The organism is Brevibacterium sp. K72 (genome assembly GCF_050562175.1).
Lineage (GTDB): Bacteria > Actinomycetota > Actinomycetes > Actinomycetales > Brevibacteriaceae > Brevibacterium > Brevibacterium casei.
The window spans coordinates 546,574-570,985 of the sequence record NZ_CP191582.1; the positions used below are offsets into that span (position 1 = coordinate 546,574).

Below are 24,412 nucleotides of genomic sequence, written 5' to 3' on the forward strand. Positions count from 1 at the left end.
CCCAACCCCGACCGTCCGGGAAGCCGGGACACGTCACATGGCCTGTGGTGCGGGCGTGTCGAGTGGGTCGTCCAGGGGCGACGCAGGAGCGTCGACGCGACGTGCTGAGAGCTGGTTCCAGTCGAGTACTAGCACACCGGCTACAGGCATGGCGATAGGTCAGGAACGGCGTCGCTCCCTACGCAGGAGGGAGCGCAGAGTCTCGGCGTTCGCGTAGCCGACCCGTAGCGCGATCTCGGCGGAGGTGAGGTCCGTGGTTGCTGAGAGGTGCCGAGCTCGCTCGATGCGAAGCCGTTGGACGAAGCCGAGCGGAGTGAGGTTGAGCGCCGCACGGACTCGTCGTTCGAGGGTGCGCCGGCTGGTGCCGAGCGACTGCGCGACGAAGGCGACGTTGAACGGTTCGTCCAGGCGGGCGCGCACGAAGCGTTCGAACTCGACGACGATCGGGTCCTCGTGCCGGAGATGTTCGTAGGCGACGAAGGCCGCCTGCGACGGGCGCTCGTCGATGATGAGGAGCTTGGCGACGTGTTGGGCCAGGTCGGGGCTGATCGATCGCACGAGTGAGAGCGCGAGGTCGATGTGGGCGAACGCGGCGCCGGCGGTGACGAGGTTCCCGTCGACCACGACCATGGTGTCGAGATCGAGGGCGACGGTCGGATAGCGCTTCAGGAACTCCGGCCCCAGGAACCAGCTGGTCGTCGCCCGCCGATGCTGCATCCGTCCGGTCTCGGCGACAGCGAACACGCCGGTGCACGCCGCGGCGATCCGGGTGGTCGCCTCGTCGAGGCGCCCGAGCGAGGCGATGACCGAACGAGCATCTCGGCTCTGGAGGGCGTCGTTGGTAGCGGCGGCCGTAAGGGTTCCAAGCGCAGGGACGACGACCACGTCGAACTCTGCGGACTCCGACAGCGGGTGGTCCACCGACAGGGTCATCGATGCCGTCGTGGTCACTCGCCGTTTCGGTCCGAGGATGGCGAGTTCGATCGGGTCGATCCGCGGGTCGACATCGCCGCGGGCTCCGTCGGCCACCCGCACGATGTCGATGATCGACGCGATAGCCGAACCGAAGCAGCCGTCAATCGCGATCAGTCCAATACGCATGACGTAAACAATAGCAATACTGCCGTATACGCCACTCCCCACCGGCCCTCGCTCGTCATACGCTGAACTCGTCACACGAAGAATCACGACTTCAAGGAGAGTCCCTCATGTCAACACCCGCATCACTTCCGTATGCCTTCGTCGCCAAGATCGTCGCGGCCGATGGACAGCACGACGCGCTCGCCGATCTGCTCGCCGGCGCTGTCGAACTCGCCAACGAAGAAGTAGGAACGATTGTCTGGTTCGCGGTCAGGACCCACGCCGACACCTTCTGGATCTTCGATGCATTCCCCGACGAGGCCGCTCGCGACGCCCACGCCAACGGCGCCATCGTCGCAGCCCTGATGGCCAACCAGCACCTCCTCAGCGCAGCACCCGAGATCCTGGCGGCCGACGTCCTCGCGTCCAAGCTCCCGTAGTCCGCCAACGCACGTCCGCAAGGCGAACACAATACGAGCGCTGTCGGTCACAAACTCAACAGGCAAACCAACGGGCGGCTCTGGAGCGGCTCGAGCCACAAAGCGCACGCCACATTCGAAGGAGCAATTGATGCCATCTATTCCTACATTGTCGTTGGACGACGCCAAACGTGTCATCGCGGCAGCAGAAGCTGAATCCAGCACGCAGGGTCAGCCCAGTAACATCGCCGTCGTCGATGCCGGCGGCAATCTCGTCGCTCACGTACGGATGGACGGAGCGTGGCTGGGCAGCATCGACATCTCGATCAACAAAGCTTTCACGGCCCGAGCGTTCGACACAGCCACCAAAGACCTCGGCGACCTCGCCCAACCGGGTGAGCAGTTCTACGGCATCAACGCCTCCAACGACGGTCGGGTGATGATCTTCGCCGGTGGCATCCCGCTCGAGCGCGACGGCCAGGTCGTCCGCGCCGTCGGCGTCAGCGGAGGAACCGGCGTCCAAGACCAGGCCGTCGCCGAAGCCGCCGCCAGCGCCTTCTGAGACCGACCCGCACCGAACCCGGCCCCCGGCCGGCACGGGGCTGGATGCGTGCGTCGTCGACGTAGACGGTCACGGCTCGGACCTGACGGCCAACTAGCACCTCCTCAGCGCAGCACCCGAGATCCTGGCGGCCGACGTCCTCGCGTCCAAGCTCCCGTAGTCCGCCAACGCACGAGACGATCGCGCCCCGCCGAGCCCGTCGCCAGGTCGCGACGCAGCGCCATGCTGCGTTGCCGAGCGGTGCGAGGCCTATCGGCACACGGACAGGATGCCGGCCGCGAGTGCTCAGCCGGCGAGGGGTCCGTCGCAGTGGAGAGCGACGTCGGTGTCGGGCAGAGCCGTGAGGCCAGCGCATCGCTCGACCACCAGAACAGAACAGCCCCTGCCCTGCGTTTCCGCAGGTCAGGGGCTTTTCGCCGGAGCCGCCTGTCGGAATCGAACCGACGAGCTAATCACGTCGGCTTTGCGTCTATCGCTTGATGGGCCCACGGGGCGAACGAGCCGCTGACCTGCGCACACGCCGAGCGTGGGGGACGCCGCCGTCCGGTGGTGACCGACCAGTACCGACCGTTTCACCGGAGCTTGCGGCGGCGTCGAAGCCGAGCAAGCTCCATTCCTTTAGCTCACCGCACCCTCCTCCTCGCCGGTCCCGTCGTCGTCGAAGACGTTTCAGGGGTCTTCTCAGATGACGGTGTAGGTCGGCCGGGCGCGTCGGTCCGCAGATAGACGTCGAGATCTCCCGACAACGGAGGTTCCTACGTTATCCATCCGAAAGACCTCGACGTGTCCGACGCTACCCCGCCGGCCGGCTTCGGCCGCCTTGACCTGACCGCCTTCGCTCGACTCGACGGCCTCGGTCTGAGCGTGACCGGACAACGACTTGAACCGGATCGTGCGGTCCTCGCGTGCCGCGTGGTGGAACCAAATCAGGGGTGCCGACGGTGCGGCAGCGAAGGCGCTGCTCGTGACACCGTGATCCGGCGGTTGGCCCACGAGCCGCTGGGCTGGCGACCGACCGTGCTGGAAGTTGTAGTGCGCCGCTACCGCTGTGCCGACTGCGGACACGTGTGGCGCCAAGACACCAGCGCCGCGGCGGAGCCACGCGCGAAGCTCTCGCGCACCAGGCTGCGGTGGGCGCTGGAAGGGATCGTGGTCGCACACCTCACCGTCGCCCGTGTCGCCGAGGGACTCGGGGTCGCGTGGGACACCGCCACCAACGCGGTCCTGGCTGAAGGCAAGCGGCTGCTGATCAACGACCCCACGCGGTTTGAGGGCGTGAAGGTCATTGGCGTCGATGAGCACGTCTGGCGCCACACCAGGCGAGGCGACAAGTACGTCACCGTGATCATCGACCTCACCCGGTCCGCGATGGCGCCGGCCCAGCAAGGCTGCTGGACACGGTCGAGGGCCGGTCGAACGCGGCGTTCAAGACCTGGCTCGCCGACCGCGACGACGCCTTCCGTGACGCGGTCGAGGTGGTGGCGATGGACGGCTTCACCGGGTTCAAGACCGCCGCTGCAGAGGAGATCCCGGACGCGGTCACGGTGATGGATTGAATCGCCCCGGGGATAATAGAGGCAGGGAGATTGGAAGAAGGAGATTCTCTCTTGCCAGTGAAATACACCGACGAACTCAAGGCTCGCGCCGTCGAACTCGTCATTCATGCTCAGGCCGATCCGGAGACGGCGAACGGGGCAATCACCCGTGTCGCCGGCGAGCTCGGTCTGAGCAAAGAGACCCTGCGAGTCTGGGTCCGTAAGCACAAAGACTCCGGCAAGGCCACACCGACTGAGTCAGTCGATTTGGAAGCGGAGAACCGTCGGCTGCGGGCGGAGTTGGCTGAAGCGAAGCGGGCCAACGAGATCTTGAAGAGAGCGTCGGCTTTCTTCGCGGCGGAGCTCGACCGCCCATCGAAGTGATTGTCGTCTTCATCGACGACAATCGTCACGAGTTCGGAGTCGAGCCAATCGTACGCGCCCTGTCCGGGACTGCGGCACGGATTGCTGTGAGCTCGTATTACGCGTTCAAGAAACGCGAACCATCGGCCAGGGCCCGCCGAGACCAGGCGCTGATGGTCGTCATCCAGGATGTCTATGAGGCGAACTACTCGTGTTACGGGGTGCGGAAGATGTGGAAGGCGATCAACCGCGAGTACGCGGATCAGTTCGGCCCGGTGGCCCGCTGCACGGTGGAGCGGTTGATGCGCCAGTTAGGCATCGACGGTATTCGACGCAGGAGGAAGCGCCCGAAGACGGCTTCGGCTAGGGCTGAGGAGTGTCCGGATGATCTTGTCGAGCGTGAGTTCGCAGCACCGGCACCCAATTGTCTATGGGTCGCGGACATCACCTATGTTCCGACGACTGCTGGGTGGGTATACACGACGTTCATCCTCGATGTCTTCCACAGGGAGATCGTCGGCTGGCAGGTGACGAACCACATGCGGGAGTCCCTGGCCAGGGACGCTCTGACGATGGCTCTCGCTGCGAAATATCGGGCCGGTGAAGACGTTTCCGGGCTGGTGCACCACTCGGATCGCGGGGTGCAATTCCGATCGATTCGCTATGGCGAGACCCTGGCGGAATCCGAGGTCGTGGCGTCGGTGGGGTCGCGTGGGGATTCGTACGACAACGCCATGGCCGAGGCGCTGAACTCGGTCTACAAGGCCGAACTCATCGACCGGAAGGGGTGGTCGGGGTTGATCGAGGTGATGGCGGAGACGTCGAAGTGGGTGGCTTGGTACAACCAGTCCAGGTTGCATTCAGCGATTAACTACCGACCGCCCGTCGAGGTCCATTCCGAATGGATCAACCAGTCCGGGACAGAACCCGCGGCTGCTTAGGAAACCAAGAATAGGAGCCTCTACGAAACCCGGGGCTTGACACTACCCACCGCAGTACCGGTCATGGATCCGTTCCACGTCATCCGTCTGGCAGGTGAGGGACTGGACCGGTGCCGGCAGCGCGTCCAGCAGCACACCCTCGGGCACCGGGGCCGGGCCGGGGACCCGCTCTACCGGGCGCGGCGGACCCTGCAGACCGGCGCGGACCTGCTCACCGACACCCAGCGCGCCCGGCTGGACACGGTATTCGCGGCAGACGAGCACGTCCAGGTCGAAGCGACCTGGGGCATCTACCAGCGGATGGTCGCCGCCTACCGCGAGCCCAACAAGACCACGGGCAAGCAGAGGATGCGAGCGGTCATCGAGTCGGTCGCCAGCGGCGTCCCAGACGCGCTGGTCGAGATCCGCACACTCGGCCGGACGCTGAAGCAGCGCGCCGCAGACGTGCTCGCCTTCTTCGACCGGCCCGGGACCTCGAACGGGCCGACAGAGGCCATCAACGGCCGACTCGAACACCTCCGCGGCTCCGCCCTCGGCTTCCGCAACCTCACCCACTACATCGCCCGATCTCTACTCGAGGCCGGCGGATTCAGACCCCGACTACACCCTCAACTGCGATGAGCCCAAAAACGATGCTTCTCTCTTTCACTCATGGTGGAGGACAGCGACAGTCTCATTGACAGGCTTGCAGAAGGTTGTCTTTACTAGCGATTCGTCTGAGCGACTTCTCCCTGGCCCCAGAGGCAGCACGTTGGTTATCTACGTGGGTTCACGCGGCTTGCTGCATCAAATGGGTCTGAGGATTTTGACAAGATGATGAGACGGGAGCGGTCTCACCTTTGTGTCGCTTCCCAAGTCAGCGGGCTGTGCCTATGACAAGTTCCACGAGATCCTACAGTTCTTCCAAGGCACCGTTGCGGCATGAGAACGGGGCCGGTTCGAGACGAACCGACCCCGAGTGGGCGCACGCGGCGCGGGCACCCGCCCCTACTTGACGACGACCACCGGGCAGGTCGCCTCGAGGATGACGCGCTGGACGCTCGAACCGAGCAGCAGCTTCATCACCGCCGAGCGCCGCCGGGTGGAGATGACGATGAGCTCGGCGGACTGCTCGTCGGCGAGGTCGATGACCTGGGAGGCGACGTCCGCCTCGGCGCGCAGGACCTCGAACTCGACGCCCGCGGAGCTGAGGGCCTCGACGAGCTCGGTGATCTGGGCGGGATCGTTGTCGAGCGGGCCCGCGGGACTGTCGGAGGAGAAGACGACGACCCGCAGCGCCGCCCCCTCGAACCGGGCCATGCGCAGCGCGGTGTCGAGGACGGTCCCCGGCGCATCGAGACGCAGCGCGAGGACGACGGTCCGCTCCGCCTCGGCGATGCCGGCCGAGGCCGCCACCTGCAGGGACGGAACAGGACGACGGTCACGGGGAGTCGAGTAGAGATCGGTCATGACGGCCCCTTATCCGATGGCGATGACGCCGATGAGCACACCGACGGCGAGCATGACGAGTGAGACGAGCAGCGCCCGCCACAGCACCTTCTTGTGATGGTCGCCCAGGTCGACGCCGGCGAGCGAGACGAGCAGGAGGATCGCGGGCACGAGCGGCGACTGCATGTGCACGGGCTGACCGGTGATCGAGGCCCGTGCCATGTCGGCGGCCGAGATCCCGTAGTGCGCGGCGGTCTCGGCGAGGACCGGGAGGATTCCGAAGTAGAACGCGTCGTTGCTCATGAAGAACGTCATCGGGATCGAGAGCAGACCGGTGATGACAGCCATGTACGGTCCCATCGAGGACGGGATGATGTCGACGAGCCACGCGGCCATCGCATCGACCATCCCGGTGCCGCTCATGATGCCCGTGAGCACGCCGGCGGCCATGACCATGGCGACGACGGCGATGATCGCCGAGGCGTGGGAGGCGAGCTCGGCCTGCTGGTCCTTGATCTTCGGGAAGTTGACCATGAGCGCGATGACCATGGCGATCATGAACAGGTACGGCAGCGGCAGGACGTCGAGGACGAGCATGACCATGACGGCGAGCGTGAGCGAGAGGTTGAACCAGAACAGCTTCGGCCGCAGCGTCGGACGGTTGGGGTCGAGTGCGGTGTCCGTGAGGGAGCTCGCCGAGGAGGTCGCAGGCTCCTCGTCGGCACCGTCGTTAGGTCCGCCGACGGAGACCGAGGCCCCGTTGCCGCCCGAGGCAGTGCCCGTGGCCCCGGCCCCGGTGCCGGTGCCGGTCGAACCTCCGATGGTGCCGGTGGTGCCTGCGCCGGAGGCCGAGCGCGCCACGGCACCGACGAGTTCGCGCTTGCGGCCGAAGCCCTTCGTGCGGTCCTCGACCCAGGTCACGCCGTTCTTCGCCAGGCGGCGACGCTCGGAGAGTCCGAGGAAGTACGCGAAGACGAAGCAGACGAGCAGCCCGGCGGCGAGCGCTGGAACCATGGGGGCGAAGATCTCGTTCGCATCGATCTGCAGCGCCGAGGAGGCCCTGGCCGTCGGCCCGCCCCACGGGACGATGTTGAGCGTGCCGTTGATGAGGCCCGCCACACAGGTGAGAACGACCGGGGACATCTCGAGGCGCTGGTAGATCGGCAGCATCGCGGCGGTGACGACGATGAACGTCGTCGACCCGTCACCGTCGAGGGAGACGGCACCGGTGAGCAGCGCGGTGCCGAGGACCACCTTGACCGGGTCGTTGCCGGCGATGCGGAGGATGAACTCGACGAGCCTGTCGAAGAGTCCGACGTCGATCATGATGCCGAAGTAGATGATGGCGAAGAGCAGCAGGGCAGCCGTCGACGACATCGAGGCGATGGCGTCCATGACCATCTCGCCGATGCCGAGGCCGGCACCGGCGAAGAGACCGAAGATGGTCGGGACGATGATGAGTGCCAGGATCGGCGAGAGTCGCTTGGTCATGATCAGCGTCATGAAGACGACGATCATCGCGAATCCGAGGATGACGAGCACGGACTTCTCCTTCGAAGGCGTTTGTGATGCGCGATACACGCACGTGATGCGGGATACACGCTAGACCCGAGGCGATCACCGCCGCGCGCTTAAGTGCACTGATCGCGTTCTGCCCGTTCTGCCACTTTTGCTCATTCTGCTCAGTGGTGGCTACTGTGGAGAGGTGTCCCGCTCATCTCGAGCCTTCTCCCGCCGTGTCCTGGTCAGCCAGCTCGCGGTCATCGTGGCGACCTTGGCCCTGGTCACGGGCGTGTTCGCGTGGATGGCGGCGCGCGCGGTGACCGATGTCAGCGAGACCGAGGCGCTCGCGACCGCCCGGGCACTCGCCTCGGCGCCGGAGGTGCGGGAGGGATCGACCCGGGCCTCGGAAGCCCGCGACCCGATGCCGGCGAAGGAGATCACCGATTCGCTGCGCGCGATCACCCGGGAGCTGCGCGACCGCTCGGGCATCCAGTTCGCCGTCATCACCGACGACCGCGGGATCCGGCTCACCCACCCCAACCCCGACCTCATCGGCAAGCCGGTCTCGACCTCGCCCGACGAGGCGCTCGCGGGCCGTGAATCCGTCACCCAGGAGGTCGGCACGCTCGGGAGCACGGTCCGGGCGAAGGTCCCCATCTACTCGTCCACCGGCGACGGCACGGTCGTCGGCGAGGTGTCGGTCGGCATCCACACCTCGGTGCTCAACGCCGACCTCCGCCGCGAATTCGCAGCCCTCGGCTCCGTCTCCGTCCTCGCCCTCGGCATCGGGGTCCTCGCGTCGATCACCCTCGGTCGGCGCCTGCGCCGGGAGACCCTCGGCGTCGGTCCCGAGGAGCTCGCCGAGATGGCCCGCGACCAGGGAGCAGTGCTGCGCGGACTCGACGACGGCGTCCTCGGCTTCGACTCCGACGGGGAGCTGACCCTGAGCAACGCCGCCGCCCGGGACCTCCTCGCCGAGGCGGCCGACGACACCGACACGGACAGCTCGGACACGGACTCCCCAGGCGACGCAGCCGCTCCCCCACAGGACGGTGCCGATGTCCGCGAGGACATCGTCGACTCCCGCGAGGGCGTCGTCGACGACCTGCCGGTGTCGATCCGGACGATGATGGCCGAGGCCCCCGAGCACGGTGCCCTGCGCCGGCGGATCACTGTCGGAGACAAGATCCTGCTGGCCACAGCGGTGCGCGTGCGCCGCGACGGGGTCTCCGTCGGCGGCGTCGTCACGCTGCGCGACGAGACGACGATGCTCACCATGGCCCGACAGCTCGAATCCGTCACTGCGATGGCCGATGCCCTGCGCGCCCAGCGCCACGAGTTCGCCAACCGCCTCCACACCGTGCTCGGCCTCGTCGACACCGGCGCGACCGATGAGGCGAGCAGCTACCTCGAGTCGATCCTCGGCACCGGTCCCTTGGCCGCTCCCGTCGAAGGCCTCGACCCGATCACCGACCCGTACCTCCGCGCGGTCCTCGAGGCGAAGGGGACCACCGCCGCCGAGGCGGGTGTGACCCTGCGGGTCGCCCCCGACTCCCTCGTGATCGGCAGGGTCACCGACCCCGAGGACGTCACTCTCGTCCTCGGCAACCTCATCGACAACGCCGTGCGCGCCGTCGTCCGCCGCCGCACCTCGGGCGAGGAGGCCGCCGCACGCCCGCCCGTCTCCGACCTCGTCGAGGTCGAACTCCTCGGTGCCGACGGGGAGCTCCACGGGCTCGTCACCGACACCGGATCGGGCATCGACCCGGCCGACGCCGAGAGGATCTTCGACGAGGGTGTGAGCGGGGATGCGCAGTCCACAGGTGCCGGTGACCGCGCAGATGGCGGGGACCGGTCAGACGACGGCACCGGACCGATCCACGGGCTCGGTCTCGGACTCGCCCTGTGCCGTCGGGTCGCGAACCGTCACGACGGTCGGGTGTGGCTCGTCGACGGACACGACCCCCACCTCGGCGGGGCGAGCTTCGGGATGCGCCTGCCCGGGGTGCTCATCGAGGACGACGAGAAACCGCCGCGCACAGACGACACGACCGTGCCGCGCGCCGACGAGACAGAGAAGGAGTGAGCTGATGATCAATGTGCTCGTGCTCGACGACGACTTCTACGTGGGCCGGATCCACGCGCAGTACGTGGGCGACGTGCCCGGCTTCCGGGCGCTCGACCCGGTCCAGGACCTGCGCACCGCGCGGACCGTGCTCGCCGAGCAGGACGTCGACCTCATCCTCGCCGACTACGTCCTGCCCGAGGGCACCGGCGTCGAACTCATCCGCGAGACCGAGGTCGATGCCGCTGTGCTCTCCGCCGTCGCCGATCCGCAGATCGTGCGCTCGGCTCTGCGCGCGGGCGCGCTCACCTACATCGTCAAGCCCTTCCCCGCCGAGCACCTCCAATCCTTCCTCCGCCGCTACGCCCGCTATCGCCGCTACTGGGAGCGCGACCGGATCCAGCAGGCCGACCTCGACCGGCTCCTGCGGACCCTCCACGACGCCTCGTCCTCCGGCACCGGGTCCGCCTCGGGCACGCGGTCGTCGACGACGAGCCGGATCCTCGATGCGCTCGAGGCCGCGAAGCAGCCGATGACGGCGGTGGAGATCGCCGAGGCGGTCGGGGCCTCTCGAGCGACCGCACAGCGGCATCTCGCGAAGCTCGCCGAGTCCCGGGCGGTCACTGTCACCCTCCAGTACGGGAGCACGGGCCGCCCCGAGCACCTCTACCAGACGGGGTGACCACCTCGGCGAGGCCGGGGTCAGCGCCCGTGCCCGACACGGTGCCCCGGTCGGACGACGTCGGCGAGGAGGATCCGAGTCGACATCGACGCCGATCTCGCACCGGATCCTCCTCGCCGGGTCGCTGAGCGGGGACAGCGCCCCGGCCTCAGCCGAGTTCGTCGTCGACGGCGGCCCGGTCCGCGCGGGAGAAGCGCGAGAGCTGCGTGACGTGGCTCGGTTCGAGTTCGGCGACCGTCGAGACCTGGAGGAGCTTCATCGTCCGTTCGATCTGCTCGCGGAGGATCGCGATCGTCCGGTCGACGCCGGCGCGGCCGCCGGCCATGAGTCCGTAGAGGTAGGCGCGGCCGATGAGCGTGAAGTCCGCGCCGAGGGCGAGGGAGGCGACGATGTCGGCACCGTTGCGGATGCCGGTGTCGATGATGATCTCGACGTCGTCACCGACCTCACGGGCCACCTCGGGGAGGAGTTCGAAGGGCACGGGTGCCCGGTCGAGCTGTCGACCGCCGTGGTTGGACAGGACGATGGCGTCGACGCCGAGGTCTGCCAGCCGCTTCGCATCGGCGACGGTCTGGACGCCCTTGACGGCGAACTTCCCGGGCCACATCCCGCGGATCGTCGCGAGGTCGTCGAAGTCGATCGTCGGATCCATCGCCGAGTCGATGAGCTCGCCGACGGTGCCCCCGGTCTCGGACAGAGAGGCGAACTCGAGCTTCTCGGTCGTGAGGAAGTCCCACCACCACCAGGGCCGCGGGAGTGCGTCGAGGACGGTCTTCGGGGTGAGCTGTGGGGGGATCGAGAAGCCGTTGCGGACGTCGCGCAGCCGGGCCCCGCCGACCGGGGTGTCGACGGTGAAGAAGAGGGAGTCGAATCCGGCCTGCGCAGCGCGTTCGACGAGTCCGTAGGAGATCTCACGCTGGCGCATGACGTAGAGCTGGAACCAGTTGCGTCCGTACGGGTTGGCAGCCCGCACGTCCTCGATCGAGGTCGTGCCGAGCGTCGAGAGCGTGAAGGGGATGCCCGCCTCGCCGGCGGCCGAGGCTCCGGCGATCTCCCCCTCGGTCTGCATGAGCCGGGTGAAGCCGGTGGGGGCGATGCCGAACGGCATGGCCGAGCTGCCGCCGAGGATCTGCGTCGTCGTGTCGACGTGGGAGACGTCGCCCAGGATCGAGGGGTGGAATTCGATGTCCTCGAACGCCTGCACGGAGCGGTCCATCGAGATCTCGCCCTCGGCCGCGCCGTCGGTGTAGTCGAAGGCCGCGGCGGGCGTGCGCCGCTTCGCGATCCTGCGCAGGTCCTCGATCGTCAGCGCCGCGTCGAGGCGGCGCTTCTTCGGATCGAGTTCGAGCTTCTTGAACTTCATCAGCTCGAAGATCTCCGCGGGCTTGGGGATCTGCCGTTTGACCATGGATGGGACTCCTTCGTTCTGCGATATTCCGCGCTGAGGGACGCGCCGGGCGCTGAGGGGGTACCGGTCTGACGTATGACATTCATGAGGTCAGACCATTAATCTGAGCATAGGACCGAATGCGGAAGACCGTCAAGGGTGTCTGTGCTCGAGTCCGCGATACGACCCAGGCGGCGAACGCCGAGGAGGGAACGGGATGAGCGAGAAGGCAGCCGGCGGCACGGCAGGTGCGGCGGCCGAGGCCGCTGCGGCGACCCAGAGCCCGGAGTGGAGGCCGGTGACGAGGCCGAGCACCCACGAACTCGTCATCGACGCGATCGAGGAGCAGATCATGGCCGGTTCGCTCGCCGTCGGCGATCCCCTGCCCGCCGAACGCGAACTCGCCGCCAGCCTCAAGGTCAGCCGGGCGAGCGTGCGCGAGGCGCTGCGGGTGCTCGAGAGCCTCGGCGTCATCCGCTCGAGCGGCGGTTCGGGACGGGGAGCAGGGACGTTCATCGCCTCCCTGCCGCGCGAGGCACTCACCCGCTTCCTCCGCCTCCACGTCGCGCTGACGAACTTCAGCGTCGACGAGGTCATCGAGACGCGCATCCAGCTCGAGCGCTCGAGCGCGGCGCTGGCCTCGGCGCAGGCGAGCGATGACGACCTCGCTCGCCTTCACGCGACCCTGGCGATCATGGACACCCCCGGCATCAGTCTCGAGGTGTTCAACGACGCCGACACCGACTTCCACGTCGCCATCGCCCAGGCGACGGGCAACCAGCTCTTCTCCGACCTCACCGGGGCGATCCGCAGCTCGCTGCGCCGCCCGATCCTCGCAGCCTTCCGCGCCGTCGACGACCCGGCCGAGCTCATGGCCACCCTGCAGGCCCAGCACCACGCGATCCGCGATGCGATCGCCGCCGGGGACGCCGGCCGCGCCGCGCAGCTGACGGAGGTGCACATCCTCACCGCCGCGCAGGCGCTGCCGGCGCTCACCGACGGCTGACAGGACGGGACCGCCCAGGACCGCCTCGGCGGGGGCCCGAGCCGGGCGGTCGGTCACTCCCCCGCGTGCCGGCCGACCACCTCGGCGGTCTCCTCCTCGATCCGCGCCTGTTCGGCCTCCTGCTTCCGGGCGGCCTTCTCGGCTCGACGCGCGGCACCCCGCTCCTTGCGCCGTTCGACGAGGAGGTAGAGCGCGGGGACGAGGATGAGGGTGAGCACCGTCGACGAGGTGAGCCCGCCGATGACGACGACGGCCAGCGGCTGCGAGATGAAGACCCCGCCCCCGGTGAGCCCGAGCGACATCGGGATGAGCGCGAACACCGTCGCCGCCGCCGTCATGAGGATCGGACGCAGGCGCAGCCGGGTGCCGTGGACGATCGCGTCCTCGAGGCCCATGCCGTGGTCGCGCAGCTTGTTGATGAGGTCGATGAGGACGATCGCGTTCGTCACCACGATGCCGATGAGCATGAGCAGACCGATGAGCGAGGGGATGCCCAACGGAATGCCCGTGGCGAGGAGAAGGAGCACGGCACCGGTCGCGGCGAAGGGGATCGACACGAGCAGGATGAGCGGTTGGACGAAGCTGCGGAACGTCGCGATCATGACGAGGAAGACGAGGACGATCGCCACGAGCATCGCCCATCCGAGCTGGGCGAAGGACTCGGCCTGTTCGGCGCTGGCACCGCCGACGTCGAAGCTCACCCCGGCCGGCAGATCCATCGTCGTCGTCAGCTGCTGGGCGGCCGCGTTGACCGCGTCGAGCTGACCCTCGGCCGGGGTCGCGAAGACCGTGACCTGACGGTTGCCGTCGGCGCGGGTGATCGTCGCCGGCGTGGTCGTCTCCCTGACCTCGGCGACCTCGTCGACGGTGATGGGATCGCCCTTGATGTCGGTGATCGCCTCCTGCTCGTCGGCCAGCCGCTCGTCCTCGGCCTGGGACTGACGCTGCTCGGCCTGACCGTCGATGAGGTCGTCGATGGCCTGATTGGCCTCGCGCAGACCCTTCTCCGCCGCCTCGACGCCCTCACGGGCCTGGTCGATCTGGTCCTGGCGCATCTCACCCGGGCTCTTCGGCGGGGGCGGGTTCTCGACGTCGCGCAGAGCCTGCCTGGCCTCCTCGAGCTGGTCGGCGGCGGTGTCGCGGGCCTCGCGGGCGGCGTCGAGCTGTTCGGCCGCATCGTCCTCGGCCCTGCGCTGGGCGCGCTCGGTCCGTGCGTCGGTCTCCTCCTTGATCCGGTCGGTTGCGTCCTCCTGCGCGTTCTTCGTCTGCACCTCGGTCACGGGCAGTTCGAGCGCACGGATCTCATCGGGTGAGGCGTCGGGGTTCGTCGGCGCGACGAAGATGTCGCGCTCCTCCCCCTCGAGGGTGATCGTGCCCGCCTCGGTGCCGTGGAGGGCGGCGGCGATCGCCTGACCGAGTTCGGCCTGGCTGTAGCCGTAGTCCGCGGCCTTCTGCCGGTCGACGTCGACCTGGATGATCGGCTGGTCGGAGGCGAGGTCGTTGCGGGCGGTCGCCACCCCCGTCGACTCGGCCATCGACGTCGTCACGGCGTCCGCGGCTTTGCGCAGGGCGCCGAGGTCGGAGCCCGAGAGCGTGATCTCGACGTCCTCGTTCGCGCCGGCGCCGGCGCCTTGGACCTCGATCTCGCCGGCGTCGTCGCCGAGGCTCTCGAGCTGACTGCGGATCCGGGTGATCGCGTCCTGACCGTCGGAGTCCTCGGCGAGGGTGACGTTGAAGCTGTTCTCGGCCCCCGACTCGGGGCCGTTGACCGTCGACGAGTACGTCTCGACGTCGCCGTCGGCACCGAGGACCTCTTCGACCCGCTTCGCTGCCGCATCGCTGGCCTCGAGGGAGGCACCGGCTGGCAGGGTCTGGGTGACGAAGAGCGAGTTCTGTCCCGCGGAGCCGAGCAGGTCGGTCTTGAGGAAGCTCGCGAGCATCATCGTGACGATGAAGACGACGACGGAGAAGGCGATGGTGCGCCACGGGTGGCGGAGGGCGGCGAGGATCGCGGGCAGTCCGCGCTGCTGGAGACGGTCGATGCGGTCCGAGGCCTCCCCTTCGCCGGGCACGGGACGCGGGGCGGGCACGACCGTGGCGGCGGGGAGGAGCTCCTTGCCCTTCTCGGCGCGCTTGGCGTTCTTCCTCTCGATCTTCGCCTGCCGGCGCTCGGCCCGGCGCTGCGACTTCGCCTCCTGGCGTGCGACCCACGCCTCGTAGCGCTCGTCGGCGGCGGCCTGCCGCTTCGGCGACAGCGGCTTGGGGCTGCGCCGCAGCACCCAGTAGCTGAACACGGGCACGATCGTCAGGGCGACGAGCAGCGAGGCGAGGAGGGCAAGGGTGACGGTGACGGAGAACGGGCGGAAGAGCTGCCCGGCGATGCCGTCGACGAAGGCGATGGGGAGGAAGACGGCGACCGTCGTCAGCGTCGAGGCGGTGATCGCTCCGGCGACCTGCCGGACGGAGGCGACGATGTCCGGGATCGTCAGCTCCGTGGTGCCCTGACGGCGGCGGATGTTCTCGATGACGACGATGGAGTCGTCGACGACGCGGCCGACGGCGATCGTCAGCGCGCCGAGGGTGAGGATGTTAAGGGTGTAGTCGCCGACCATGAGGCCGATCATCGCGATGAGCAGCGACATCGGGATCGAGATCGCGGCGACGACGGTCGAGCGGAACGAGCCGAGGAACGCGAGGATGACGAGGACGGCGAAGAGGAGGCCGAGGCCGCCTTCGACGGAGAGGTCCTTGATCGACTTCTCGATCTCCGGTGCCTGGTCGAAGATCGTCGTGAACTCGACGTCGTCGCCGAGCGTCGACTGCGAGGCGGCGAGGACCTCGGCCACCCGGTTCGAGACCTCGACGACGTTGTCGTCCTGGCCCTTGACGACGGACACGGTCACCGAGTCCTTGCCTCCGGCGCGCGAGAGCGAGGTCTTCTCGACCGCGTCGAGGGAGACGTCGGCGACGTCCTTCAACAGGACAGTGCCGTCGGCGGTGCGGATCGGGGTGTTCTCGATCTGCTCGACAGCGTCGACGGGCGTGCCCACCTCGACGGCCATCGCGGTCTCCCCCTGCGCGCTCTGCCCGGCGGGCACGACGGTGCCCGCCCCCTTGAGCTCGTCGGGCACGGAGGCGGTGACGACGCCCTTGTCGTTGACGTCGTCGGGGCGGAAGGCGATGTTCACCCGCTGCTCGGTCTGTCCGGAGACGTCGACGCTCGCCACGCCCTCAATGGCCTGGAGTTCGGGGACGAGGTCGGTCTCGAGGCGGTCGCCGAGGGTGGCGGGGTCCCCGCCGGAGACGGCGAACATGACGACGGGGAAGTCGTCGATCTGCTGGGAGAGGACCTCCACCTCGGCGTCGGCCGGCAGATTCGCCTTCGCCCCGTCGACGGCGGACCGGACGGAGTCGGCCATCTTCTCCGAGTCCTTGCCGAACGGCCACGTCACGGAGGCCGACATCATCCCCGCCGAGGTGGTCGTCTGCACCGATTCGAGATCGCCGACGGAATCGAGGGCCGTCTCCAGCGGCTTCGTCACTGTCTCCTCGACGACCTCGGGTGAGGCGCCGGGGATCGTCGCCTGCACCGTCGTGCCCGGGAGGTCGACCGACGGCATCGTCTCCTGGTTGAGCGAGGTCGTCGCCACGACGCCGAAGACGGCGATGACGAGGGTGAGCAGTCCGACGATGAGACGGTTCTTCAGACTCATCCTGGTCAGCTGGGACACGGGTTCCTCCGGTTTTCGGGCGCAGGGTGGCGCCGATGGGCTGCGGTGCGGGCGATCGGGGACGACGCGGTCGGGTGCGAGGCGACCGGACGAGGCGACCGGTGCGCAGGTCGAGGGCGGCGTTCGTCGGACGAACGAGTTCAGTCTCTCAGGCTCGGCAGGCGTGGCGCGTCCCCCGAAAGTTGTCATTCGCCTCCCCCTCATGGGGGATGCTCCTCCGGGGAGAGATCCCTTCATGGGAGATGTCGGCGTAGTCTCAGGTGGTGCTCACGGTTCGATCCTAGGGGCGCGCGGTCGGGACCACAGGGGTGTTTTCCCCCGTCTTCGACCTGCGGAAATGCTCCTCCGGCGAGGGGCGACCGGATGGCCGGCCGCCGGGTGGGGGCCGATCAGTCTCCGTCGAATCGAGACCGGACCCGGGCGAGCTCGTCGGCGGTGTCGAAGTCGAGCACGACGCCCGGGTCGACGTCGATGACGATCGGTTCACCCTCGGCGAAGAGGAGCTTCACCGCCTTGTCCGTCGGATCGCCGATCTCCTTGAGGCGCGAGCGCAGCAATCGGCTCGGCCATGCCGCGCAGAGGAACTGAGCCTTGCCGCGGTCGTCGGTGCCGGTCACGGGACGTCCGGTCCGGGCGCACTCCTCGATGAGGTCGGCGATGTGGTTCGCGGTGACCATCGGCATATCGCCGGCGATGACGAGGGTGATGTCGGCGCGCTCGGCTGCCGAGGAAGCATCGGCGACGGCGATCCCCGCCAGCGGCCCGGCGAACTCCGGCCGTTCCCGCACGATCGCAACGGTCTCCGCCTCCTCGGCGTCGAGTCCATCGGCACGTCCGGCCACAACCACCTCGGCGAGGGGATCCGCGTCGCGGACGGTCGCCAGGATGCGGGAGATGACAGTCCGGCCGGCGAGCTCGACCCCGGGTTTGTGCACTCCGGCGAAGCGGCTCGAGCGACCTCCGGTGAGGATGATGGCGCGCAGAGACATAGTGCGATCCTACGTCCCGGCCCGTTCGGGGGTCCTGATCCGTTCGGCGGTCCCGATCCGCCCGACGTCGTTCTGACAGGTTCTCTTGCAGCCTCGGGATCAGTGGCGACGGAAATCGTAGGCCCGCCTCGGCGTGCGTGGGCGATACTGGTGGGGCACCCATCGCCCGCACGTGTGGCGGCCGCTGCCCGCACCTTAGGCGGCCGCTGCCCACCCATTCGGGCGGTCACCGTCCCACCCACCGGGCGGTCACCGTCCCACCCACCGAAGGAGCACGAGAATGACGAAGTTCGACGTGGTCGAGGCCTCCATCGCGACCCTGCGCGAGGCGCTCGAGTCCGGGGAGACCACCTCGGCGGACCTGGTCGACGCCTACCTCGAGCGGATCGCCGCGTACGACGGACCCGACACCGAGACCAAGCTCAACTCCGTCATCGTCGCCAACCCCGAGGCCCGCGCCGAGGCGGTCGCCTCCGACGAGCGGCGCGCCCGCGGGGAGACGCTCGGCCCCCTCGACGGGATCCCGTACACGGCCAAGGACAGCTACATGGTCACCGGGCTCACGGTCGCCTCGGGCTCCCCGGCCTTCGCCGATCTCATCGCCCAGAAGGATGCGTTCACGATCGAGCGGCTGCGCGCGGGCGGGGCGATCTGCCTCGGCCTGACGAACATGCCGCCCATGGCCAACGGCGGCATGCAGCGCGGACTCTACGGCCGCGCCGAGAGCCCCTACAACGCCGACTGGCTGACCAGCGCCTTCGCCTCGGGGTCGTCGAACGGGTCGGGGACGGCGACGACGGCGAGCTTCGGGGCGTTCGGCCTCGGGGAGGAGACCTGGTCCTCGGGTCGGGCGCCGGCCTCGCACAACGCGCTCATCGCCTACACGCCGTCGCGCGGGGTGATCTCGGTGCGCGGGAACTGGCCGCTCGTGCCGACGATGGACGTCGTCGTCCCCCACACCCGCACGATGGCCGACCTCGCCGAAGTCCTCGACGTCATCGTCGCCGACGACGAGCAGACCCGCGGGGACTTCTGGCGGGTGCAGCCGTGGGTGGAGATCCCCGCGGCCTCCGCGGTCCGCCCCGACTCGTATGCCTCGCTGCTGCCCACCGACCGCGCAGCCGCGGAGTCGACGCTTCACGGCAAGCGCCTCGGCGTGCCGACAATGTACATCAACGCCGACCCTGAGGCCGGGACGAACCCGGACGGCGGCATCGGCGGACCCACGGGTGAGCGCGTCGTCACCCGCGATTCGGTCATCGCCCTGTGGGAGGCGGCACGGCGTGACCTCGAGGCCGCCGGCGCCGAGGTCGTCGAGACCGACTTCCCCGTCGTGAGCAACTACGAGGGCGACCGCCCCGGGGCCCCGACGATCGCAACCCGCGGCCTGGTGAGCCCCGAGTACCTGCAGCGGGAGATCGTCGACCTCTCCGCATGGGCGTGGGACGACTTCCTCGGAGCCAACGGGGACCCGAACCTCAGCTCGCTCGCCGAGGTGGACGGGGCCCTCATCTTCCCCCACCCCGAGGGTGCGCTGCCCGACCGCTACACCGGCTTCGACGACGACATCGCCGAATACCCGGCACAGGTGCGGGAGCACCCGTATGCCGCGATGACGGACATCCCGCACCTCGAGGAGGGTGTCCACGGCCTCGAACTCAGCCGGCGGGTCGACCTCGAGGCGTGGATGGATGAGAACGGCCTCGACGCAGTGATCTTCCCCGCGATGGCCGACGTCGGACCCGCCGACATGGACGTCGACGAGGACTCCGCCGACCTCGGCTGGCGCAACGGCACGTGGGTGGCCAACGGCAACCTCGTGCCCAGGCATCTCGGGATCCCGTCGGTGACGGTGCCGATGGGCACGATGGCGGACACCGGCATCCCCGTCGGGCTGACGATCGCGGGCCGCGGCTGGGACGACTCGGCGCTCATCGCCCTCGCCGCCGCCTTCGAGGCCACCGGCGACCGCCGCGAGGTCCCCCCGCGCACCCCGCGTCTCTGACCACCCACGGGCACTGGTCACTTCAGGCAGATCTTCGGGCCGGAACCCTGTCCAGAGTGACCAGCACCCGCCGCGAGGAGGCGGGCGCCCTGCTGCCCCCGTTGCCCTCGACTTGAGGACCCGGAGTGTCGATTATGCGCGCGAAGATCGACACTGCGGGTCCTCAAGTCGCGGGGTCTTCCCTCCCACCTCGGGTGATTCTGAATTCTTCGGGTGAATGGGTGATAGTGCTGGCGCGTTCAGGGCAAGTGGTGCAACAGTGGGGACCATGACAGACCTCTCTGTGCTCGCGGACCGCGCCGCCGCCCTTCTCGACGCCCACCACCAGGCGAAACCCGTCGTCCTGCCCACCGTGTGGGACGCCTGGTCGGCGAATGCCATGGTCGACGCCGGGTTCACCGCCCTGACCGTCGGTTCCCACCCACTCGCCGACTCCCTCGGCTTCTCAGACGGGGAGAACATGCGCCTCGAGGACGCGCTCGCAGGGATCGCCCGGATCACCGCATCCGTCGACGTCCCCGTCAGCGCCGACCTCGAATCCGGCTATGACACGCCTGCACCCGATCTCATCGCCGGTCTCCTCGAGGCCGGTGCCGTCGGCGTCAACATCGAGGACACCGTCCACAGCGCCGGTCGTCTCCGCACCGCCGAGGAACATGCCGAGTACATCGGCGACCTCCGCCGGGCCGCCGACGCCCAGCGCGTCCACGTCGTCATCAACGCCCGCACCGATGTCTTCAAGTCCCCTGAGGGATTCGACGACCCCACCGCCGAGGTGATCCGCCGCCTCCAGCTGTGCGCCGAGGCGGATGCGGACTCCGTCTACCCCGTCGCGATGCCCGACACCGAGACCCTCAAGCGCGTCGTCGCCGAGGTGCCCCTTCCCCTCAACGTCACCGCGAAGCCGGTCGACGGAGCGATCCCCGACGGACTCGGTCTCGCCCAGCTCACCGAGATCGGCGTCAAGCGCGTGTCCTTCGGCCCGCTGCTCCAGGCGGCCCTGCGCCCGCAGTTCGCCGAGGTCACGCAGGCCTGGCACTGATCCCCCACCTCGGCGACGGTGATCCGTCGCCACCCCAGAGCGCACCACCCCTTCAACCACCCGCAGCACCACAACGAGGAGATGCTATGCCTGAGAATGCACGCGAAGGTCAGCCCTGTTGGATCGATTACGTCTGTCAGGACTTCGACGGGATGAAGCGCTTCTATGAGGAGCTCTTCGGCTGGGAGATCGTCGACCAGGGTCCTGACTTCGGTCACTACCATATTGCCCGCAAGGACGGAGTCGACGTCGCCGGGTTCATGCGCGCGATGAACATGGACGGCACCCCGGAGCCGTCGATGCCGACCGCATGGTCGACGTACCTCAACACGAAGAACATCGACCACACCTTCAAGAAGGCCGTCAGCGACGGCGCACACGAGGTCGTCGGGCCGATGGCGGTCGGACCGCTCGGGCAGATGGCCGTCGTCGTCGACCCCACGGGGGCACCGATCGGCATGTGGCAGGCGGATGAGTTCACCGGCTTCGAGACTCCGCTCGTTCCTGGTACGCCCGTGTGGTTCGAACTCATGACGACGAACTACGACGCCGCCTGCGAGTTCTACGTCGACGCCTTCGACTTCGAACTCATCGAGATGGAGGGCCAGGACATCAAGTACGCGACGAACGGCGGCAACGAGAAGGCCGTCGCCGGCATCTGCGACGCCAGCCAGTGGGTCTCGAACTCGTACTGGCGCACGTACTTCAACGTCGCCGACATCGATGCCGCGACGGCGAAGATCGTCGAACTCGGCGGCAAGGTGCTCGACGGGCCCGAGGACTCGGAGTTCGGCCGCATCGCGACCGTCGCCGATCCCGAGGGCGCGACGTTCCAGCTGCACCAGGACCTCTGAGCGAGAAGCCCATAGCACTGGGCTCAGCGCACGCCACAGAGGGCTCAGTGCGCGGTGCTCCCGTTCACCCTCGCATCGCCAGGGCGAACGGGAGCACCGCGGCAGCACCGGCCAGTCGCAGCTGACGGGCGGCGATCGCCATCGTCCACCGGGAGACGATCTCGTCGTCGACGAGGAGGACCGCCTTGCCGGCGACCGCCTCGGCGACCTCAGGGGGAACGACGAACGCGTCATGGAGGTCTTTGACGCGGAAGGCACTGTTGACGTCGGGAGTGCCGTGGTCGTGGACCTGGAGCAGCTCACCGCCGTCGATCAGCCGTCCCGCCGAGGCGAGGTTCGCCGCGAGTGAGCGCACCGTGACCGGGCGCCGCGCGCTCGGGATCGACACGACGACCTCGGGGCGGACCGCCCAGTCCCATTCGCCGAGCACCTGCAGGCACCACTTCCCGATCTGCGACGGAACCTCGGCATCGGGAGCATCGGGGGCGAGGAACTCCCGCAGCACCTGCCCCTGGCCGAGATCGCTCAGGCGCGCGATGACGCGTCCCTCCTCGGCGAGCTCGTCGGCGGGAATCCGGCCCTTGAGGGAGACCCCGATGTTCGCCATCCCCGACGGCCACGTGCTCCGCGCTTCGATCGGCAGCCCGATCCGGTGGAGCGTCCCGGCCGCGTCCTGGCGGCTGGCTTCCGTGATCTCCGTCGACCACCACACCCCGGCGCAGTTGTCGCAGCGTCCGCACGGGCGCGGATCCGGGTCGTCGAGCTGGCGGATGAGGAACTCCATCCGACAGGCACCGGTCGACTCGTAGTCGAGCATCGCCTGCGCCTCGGCGCCGCGCACCTCGGCGACCTTCTCGTAGCGCTCCTGGTCATAGGTCCAGCCTCGGCCGGTGGAGACGTACCCGCCGCGGACCTTCTCGACGGCGTCCTCGACCTCGAGGGTCTTGAGCAGCAGCTGCAGTCGGGTCCGCTTCGTCCCCACGAGCGTCTCCAAGCGGGCGACGGACAGGGGGCCGTCCGCCTCGGCGAGGGCGGTGAGGACGGCGTTCGCATCGGACTGGCTCGGCATCGACGCGGTCGCGAAGTACTCCCAGATCTCCGTGTCCTCGGCCCCGGGCAGGAGGAGGACGTCGGCGGATTCGGTGGCGCGACCGGCGCGACCGACCTGCTGGTAGTAGGCGACGGCCGAGGAGGGCGCGCCGACATGGACGACGAATCCGAGGTCGGGTTTGTCGAATCCCATCCCCAGCGCCGAGGTGGCGATGAGCGCCTTGAGCCGGTTGTCCTTGAGCATCTGCTCGAGTTCGGCCCGCTCCTCTGCGTCCGTCCGCCCCGTGTAGGCGCGCACTTCGTGGCCTTGGTCGCGCAGGATCCGGGTGATGTCCTCGGCCGCGGAGACCGTGAGCGTGTAGACGATGCCCGATCCGGTGAAGTCGCCGAGGTGGGAGGCCAGCCACGCGATCCGCGCGCTGGGGTCGAGGCCGGGTTGGACGCCGAGGCGCAGGGAGTCGCGGGCGAGCTCCCCGCGGACGACGGTCGTGTCGTCACCGAGCTGTTCGGCGACGTCGGTGACGACGCGGGAGTTCGCCGTCGCCGTCGTCGCGAGCACAGGGGTGTCCCCGGGGAGCTCTGAGAGGATGTGGCCGATCCGTCGATAGTCGGGGCGGAAGTCGTGCCCCCAGTCGGAGATGCAGTGGGCTTCGTCGACGACGATGAGGCCGAGGAAGCGCATGAGCTGGGGCAGCACCTCGTCGCGGAACTGCGGGTTGTTCAGCCGTTCCGGGGAGATGAGGAGGACGTCGAGGCTGCCGGCGCGCAGTTCGTCGAGGACGTCGTCCCATTCGGTGACGTTCGAGGAATTCAGCGTCGCCGCCCGGACCCCGGCCCGCTCGGCGGCGGCGATCTGGTCGCGCATGAGGGCGAGCAGCGGGGAGATGATGAGACTCGGACCCCCGCCGGCGGCACGGAGGAGGCGGGTGGCGACGAAGTAGACGGCGGACTTGCCCCAGCCGGTGCGTTGGACGACGAGGACGCGCCTGCGGCCGACGACGAGGTCGCGGATCGCCTCGAGCTGACCGTCGCGGAACTCGGCGTTCGGGTTGCCCGTGAGTTCGGCGAGCACGGTCCGTGCGTCGGCGTCGAAGTCGGTGAGCAGGCTGTTCTCCGTCATGCGCCCAGTCTAGGCGGGGGCACTGACACGGCCCCCGCCTCGGCGCTTCCGGGCCGGGAACGCCGGACTTCGGGCGACGGGGGGACTCTCACCGGAGGGCGACGTTGACTCCGAGGGTGGCGAGGACTCCGAAGAGCACGCCCCAGAGGATGATCGAGATGATCTGCCAGACGGCGACGGTGTTGCGATTCGCTCCGAAGCTCACCATCGCCATCGAGGTGATCTGCGAGGGCAGGACGGTCTGGCCGAGCAGGGAGACCCCGGGGACGCCGAACCGGTCGAACATGCGCTTGATGCGCTGCCGCCTCGGCGAGGTCTCCTTCTCCCGGTTCTTCGTCGCCTTGTCGCGAAGGGCTCCGGCACCGTAGACGAACGCGAGCATCGAGATGACGTTGCCGATGACGGCGACGAGGATCGCGACGACCGGACCCAGTCCGATCGCGACCCCGATGACAGAACCGAAGTACGACTCGACGAACGGGATCGCCGAGACGATCATCACCCCCAGCCACTGCAGCCAGTCGGGGAACGAGTCGGCGAAGCTCTGGATGTTCTCGATCATGGTGAAGCTCCCATCTGTGCGGTTCCGCATCTGCGGCGCGGTCGGTCGAATCGTCTGTAGTACGCTGTACTAGTACACTGTACTATAC

The 24,412-nt window shown here is 68.5% G+C and carries 18 protein-coding genes, 2 pseudogenes and 1 other annotated feature; of the genes and pseudogenes, 12 read left to right on the forward strand and 8 right to left on the reverse strand.

The genetic code is table 11. The features are described from left to right. Positions 1–159 precede the first annotated feature (159 nt). Positions 160–1,101 (reverse strand): GlxA family transcriptional regulator, encoded by a 942-nt coding sequence (locus ACQ1RG_RS02445; protein WP_063250652.1) that lies wholly within the window; start codon positions 1,099–1,101, stop codon positions 160–162. Positions 1,102–1,208: 107 nt separating this feature from the next. Here ACQ1RG_RS02445 and ACQ1RG_RS02450 point away from each other — a divergent pair, with 107 nt between their 5' ends. The 6 genes and pseudogenes from ACQ1RG_RS02450 to ACQ1RG_RS02475 all read left to right on the forward strand — a co-directional run. After that, positions 1,209–1,520 (forward strand): putative quinol monooxygenase, encoded by a 312-nt coding sequence (locus ACQ1RG_RS02450; RefSeq protein WP_063250651.1) that lies wholly within the window; start codon positions 1,209–1,211, stop codon positions 1,518–1,520. A gap of 130 nt (positions 1,521–1,650) precedes the next feature. After that, positions 1,651–2,061, forward strand: coding sequence for a heme-binding protein (locus ACQ1RG_RS02455; protein ID WP_131248683.1), 411 nt, complete (start codon positions 1,651–1,653; stop codon positions 2,059–2,061). Between the two features lie 783 nt (positions 2,062–2,844). Then, positions 2,845–3,614 (forward strand): annotated as a pseudogene (locus ACQ1RG_RS02460) (ISL3 family transposase); the annotation flags it as partial. A 60-nt stretch (positions 3,615–3,674) separates the two neighbouring features. After that, a complete protein-coding gene (locus ACQ1RG_RS02465; RefSeq protein ID WP_009381361.1) occupies positions 3,675–3,980 on the forward strand; it encodes a transposase in 306 nt (101 codons plus the stop codon). Then, positions 3,941–4,069, forward strand: a sequence feature (AL1L pseudoknot). (Overlaps the previous gene by 40 nt.) Beyond that, positions 3,977–4,900 carry an IS3 family transposase gene (locus ACQ1RG_RS02470; RefSeq protein ID WP_009381362.1) on the forward strand — a complete coding sequence of 308 codons (924 nt, stop codon included), beginning with the start codon at positions 3,977–3,979 and terminating at the stop codon, positions 4,898–4,900. (Overlaps the previous feature by 93 nt.) The genes ACQ1RG_RS02465 and ACQ1RG_RS02470 overlap by 4 nt, the downstream gene beginning before the upstream one ends. A gap of 42 nt (positions 4,901–4,942) precedes the next feature. Then, a pseudogene (locus ACQ1RG_RS02475) lies at positions 4,943–5,521 on the forward strand (transposase); the annotation flags it as partial. A 366-nt stretch (positions 5,522–5,887) separates the two neighbouring features. Here ACQ1RG_RS02475 and ACQ1RG_RS02480 read toward each other — a convergent pair. Then, positions 5,888–6,349 (reverse strand): universal stress protein, encoded by a 462-nt coding sequence (locus ACQ1RG_RS02480; RefSeq protein ID WP_063250569.1) that lies wholly within the window; start codon positions 6,347–6,349, stop codon positions 5,888–5,890. A 9-nt stretch (positions 6,350–6,358) separates the two neighbouring features. Continuing rightward, the gene (locus tag ACQ1RG_RS02485; protein WP_063250570.1) at positions 6,359–7,870 is read right to left on the reverse strand and encodes a CitMHS family transporter; all 1,512 of its coding nucleotides are present in this window, start codon (positions 7,868–7,870) and stop codon (positions 6,359–6,361) included. A 163-nt stretch (positions 7,871–8,033) separates the two neighbouring features. Between ACQ1RG_RS02485 and ACQ1RG_RS02490 the strand changes: the two genes are divergently transcribed. Then, positions 8,034–9,917, forward strand: coding sequence for an ATP-binding protein (locus tag ACQ1RG_RS02490; RefSeq protein WP_131248302.1), 1,884 nt, complete (start codon positions 8,034–8,036; stop codon positions 9,915–9,917). Between the two features lie 4 nt (positions 9,918–9,921). Beyond that, positions 9,922–10,578, forward strand: a complete 657-nt coding sequence (locus ACQ1RG_RS02495) for a response regulator (RefSeq protein WP_131248301.1) — start codon at positions 9,922–9,924, stop codon at positions 10,576–10,578. 148 nt (positions 10,579–10,726) lie between these two features. Here the strand turns inward: ACQ1RG_RS02495 and ACQ1RG_RS02500 are convergent, their stop codons facing one another. Beyond that, positions 10,727–11,986 carry an alpha-hydroxy-acid oxidizing protein gene (locus tag ACQ1RG_RS02500; protein WP_131248300.1) on the reverse strand — a complete coding sequence of 420 codons (1,260 nt, stop codon included), beginning with the start codon at positions 11,984–11,986 and terminating at the stop codon, positions 10,727–10,729. A gap of 196 nt (positions 11,987–12,182) precedes the next feature. Between ACQ1RG_RS02500 and ACQ1RG_RS02505 the strand changes: the two genes are divergently transcribed. Next, on the forward strand, positions 12,183–12,971 hold the full coding sequence (locus tag ACQ1RG_RS02505) for an FCD domain-containing protein (protein ID WP_131248299.1): 789 nt from the start codon (positions 12,183–12,185) through the stop codon (positions 12,969–12,971). Between the two features lie 53 nt (positions 12,972–13,024). Here ACQ1RG_RS02505 and ACQ1RG_RS02510 read toward each other — a convergent pair whose 3' ends face one another. Both ACQ1RG_RS02510 and mobA read right to left on the reverse strand, forming a co-directional pair. Continuing rightward, the gene (locus ACQ1RG_RS02510) at positions 13,025–16,684 is read right to left on the reverse strand and encodes an efflux RND transporter permease subunit (RefSeq protein WP_430600463.1); all 3,660 of its coding nucleotides are present in this window, start codon (positions 16,682–16,684) and stop codon (positions 13,025–13,027) included. Positions 16,685–17,091: 407 nt separating this feature from the next. Beyond that, complete coding sequence (gene mobA / locus ACQ1RG_RS02515) at positions 17,092–17,691, reverse strand: molybdenum cofactor guanylyltransferase (RefSeq protein WP_009378921.1); 600 nt, start codon at positions 17,689–17,691, stop codon at positions 17,092–17,094. Between the two features lie 280 nt (positions 17,692–17,971). Here mobA and ACQ1RG_RS02520 point away from each other — a divergent pair, with 280 nt between their 5' ends. The 3 genes from ACQ1RG_RS02520 (at position 17,972) to ACQ1RG_RS02530 (ending at position 21,592) form a co-directional block, all read left to right on the forward strand. Further along, positions 17,972–19,696: an amidase gene (locus ACQ1RG_RS02520; protein ID WP_009378920.1), complete on the forward strand. Its 1,725-nt coding sequence runs from the start codon at positions 17,972–17,974 to the stop codon at positions 19,694–19,696. Between the two features lie 268 nt (positions 19,697–19,964). Beyond that, positions 19,965–20,738 carry an isocitrate lyase/PEP mutase family protein gene (locus tag ACQ1RG_RS02525; protein WP_430600464.1) on the forward strand — a complete coding sequence of 258 codons (774 nt, stop codon included), beginning with the start codon at positions 19,965–19,967 and terminating at the stop codon, positions 20,736–20,738. An 86-nt stretch (positions 20,739–20,824) separates the two neighbouring features. After that, complete coding sequence (locus ACQ1RG_RS02530; RefSeq protein WP_430600466.1) at positions 20,825–21,592, forward strand: VOC family protein; 768 nt, start codon at positions 20,825–20,827, stop codon at positions 21,590–21,592. Positions 21,593–21,656: 64 nt separating this feature from the next. On the opposite strand, the gene ACQ1RG_RS02535 is transcribed toward ACQ1RG_RS02530, so the two are convergent. After that, complete coding sequence (locus ACQ1RG_RS02535; protein ID WP_009378915.1) at positions 21,657–23,762, reverse strand: RecQ family ATP-dependent DNA helicase; 2,106 nt, start codon at positions 23,760–23,762, stop codon at positions 21,657–21,659. 88 nt (positions 23,763–23,850) lie between these two features. Continuing rightward, a complete protein-coding gene (locus tag ACQ1RG_RS02540) occupies positions 23,851–24,324 on the reverse strand; it encodes a hypothetical protein (protein ID WP_009378912.1) in 474 nt (157 codons plus the stop codon). Positions 24,325–24,412: the final 88 nt, after the last annotated feature.

What these genes read in the sequence shown, in the direction of transcription:
- ACQ1RG_RS02445 (WP_063250652.1), bottom strand. Translation starts at nt 1,101, where the DNA reads ATGCGTATTGGACTGATCGCGATTGACGGCTGCTTCGGTTCGGCTATC.
- ACQ1RG_RS02530 (WP_430600466.1), top strand. Translation starts at nt 20,825, where the DNA reads ATGCCTGAGAATGCACGCGAAGGTCAGCCCTGTTGGATCGATTACGTC.
- ACQ1RG_RS02500 (WP_131248300.1), bottom strand. Translation starts at nt 11,986, where the DNA reads ATGGTCAAACGGCAGATCCCCAAGCCCGCGGAGATCTTCGAGCTGATG.
- ACQ1RG_RS02455 (WP_131248683.1), top strand. Translation starts at nt 1,651, where the DNA reads ATGCCATCTATTCCTACATTGTCGTTGGACGACGCCAAACGTGTCATC.
- ACQ1RG_RS02525 (WP_430600464.1), top strand. Translation starts at nt 19,965, where the DNA reads ATGACAGACCTCTCTGTGCTCGCGGACCGCGCCGCCGCCCTTCTCGAC.
- ACQ1RG_RS02520 (WP_009378920.1), top strand. Translation starts at nt 17,972, where the DNA reads ATGACGAAGTTCGACGTGGTCGAGGCCTCCATCGCGACCCTGCGCGAG.
- ACQ1RG_RS02540 (WP_009378912.1), bottom strand. Translation starts at nt 24,324, where the DNA reads ATGATCGAGAACATCCAGAGCTTCGCCGACTCGTTCCCCGACTGGCTG.
- ACQ1RG_RS02450 (WP_063250651.1), top strand. Translation starts at nt 1,209, where the DNA reads ATGTCAACACCCGCATCACTTCCGTATGCCTTCGTCGCCAAGATCGTC.
- mobA (WP_009378921.1), bottom strand. Translation starts at nt 17,691, where the DNA reads ATGTCTCTGCGCGCCATCATCCTCACCGGAGGTCGCTCGAGCCGCTTC.
- ACQ1RG_RS02510 (WP_430600463.1), bottom strand. Translation starts at nt 16,684, where the DNA reads ATGAGTCTGAAGAACCGTCTCATCGTCGGACTGCTCACCCTCGTCATC.
- ACQ1RG_RS02480 (WP_063250569.1), bottom strand. Translation starts at nt 6,349, where the DNA reads ATGACCGATCTCTACTCGACTCCCCGTGACCGTCGTCCTGTTCCGTCC.
- ACQ1RG_RS02495 (WP_131248301.1), top strand. Translation starts at nt 9,922, where the DNA reads ATGATCAATGTGCTCGTGCTCGACGACGACTTCTACGTGGGCCGGATC.
- ACQ1RG_RS02535 (WP_009378915.1), bottom strand. Translation starts at nt 23,762, where the DNA reads ATGACGGAGAACAGCCTGCTCACCGACTTCGACGCCGACGCACGGACC.
- ACQ1RG_RS02505 (WP_131248299.1), top strand. Translation starts at nt 12,183, where the DNA reads ATGAGCGAGAAGGCAGCCGGCGGCACGGCAGGTGCGGCGGCCGAGGCC.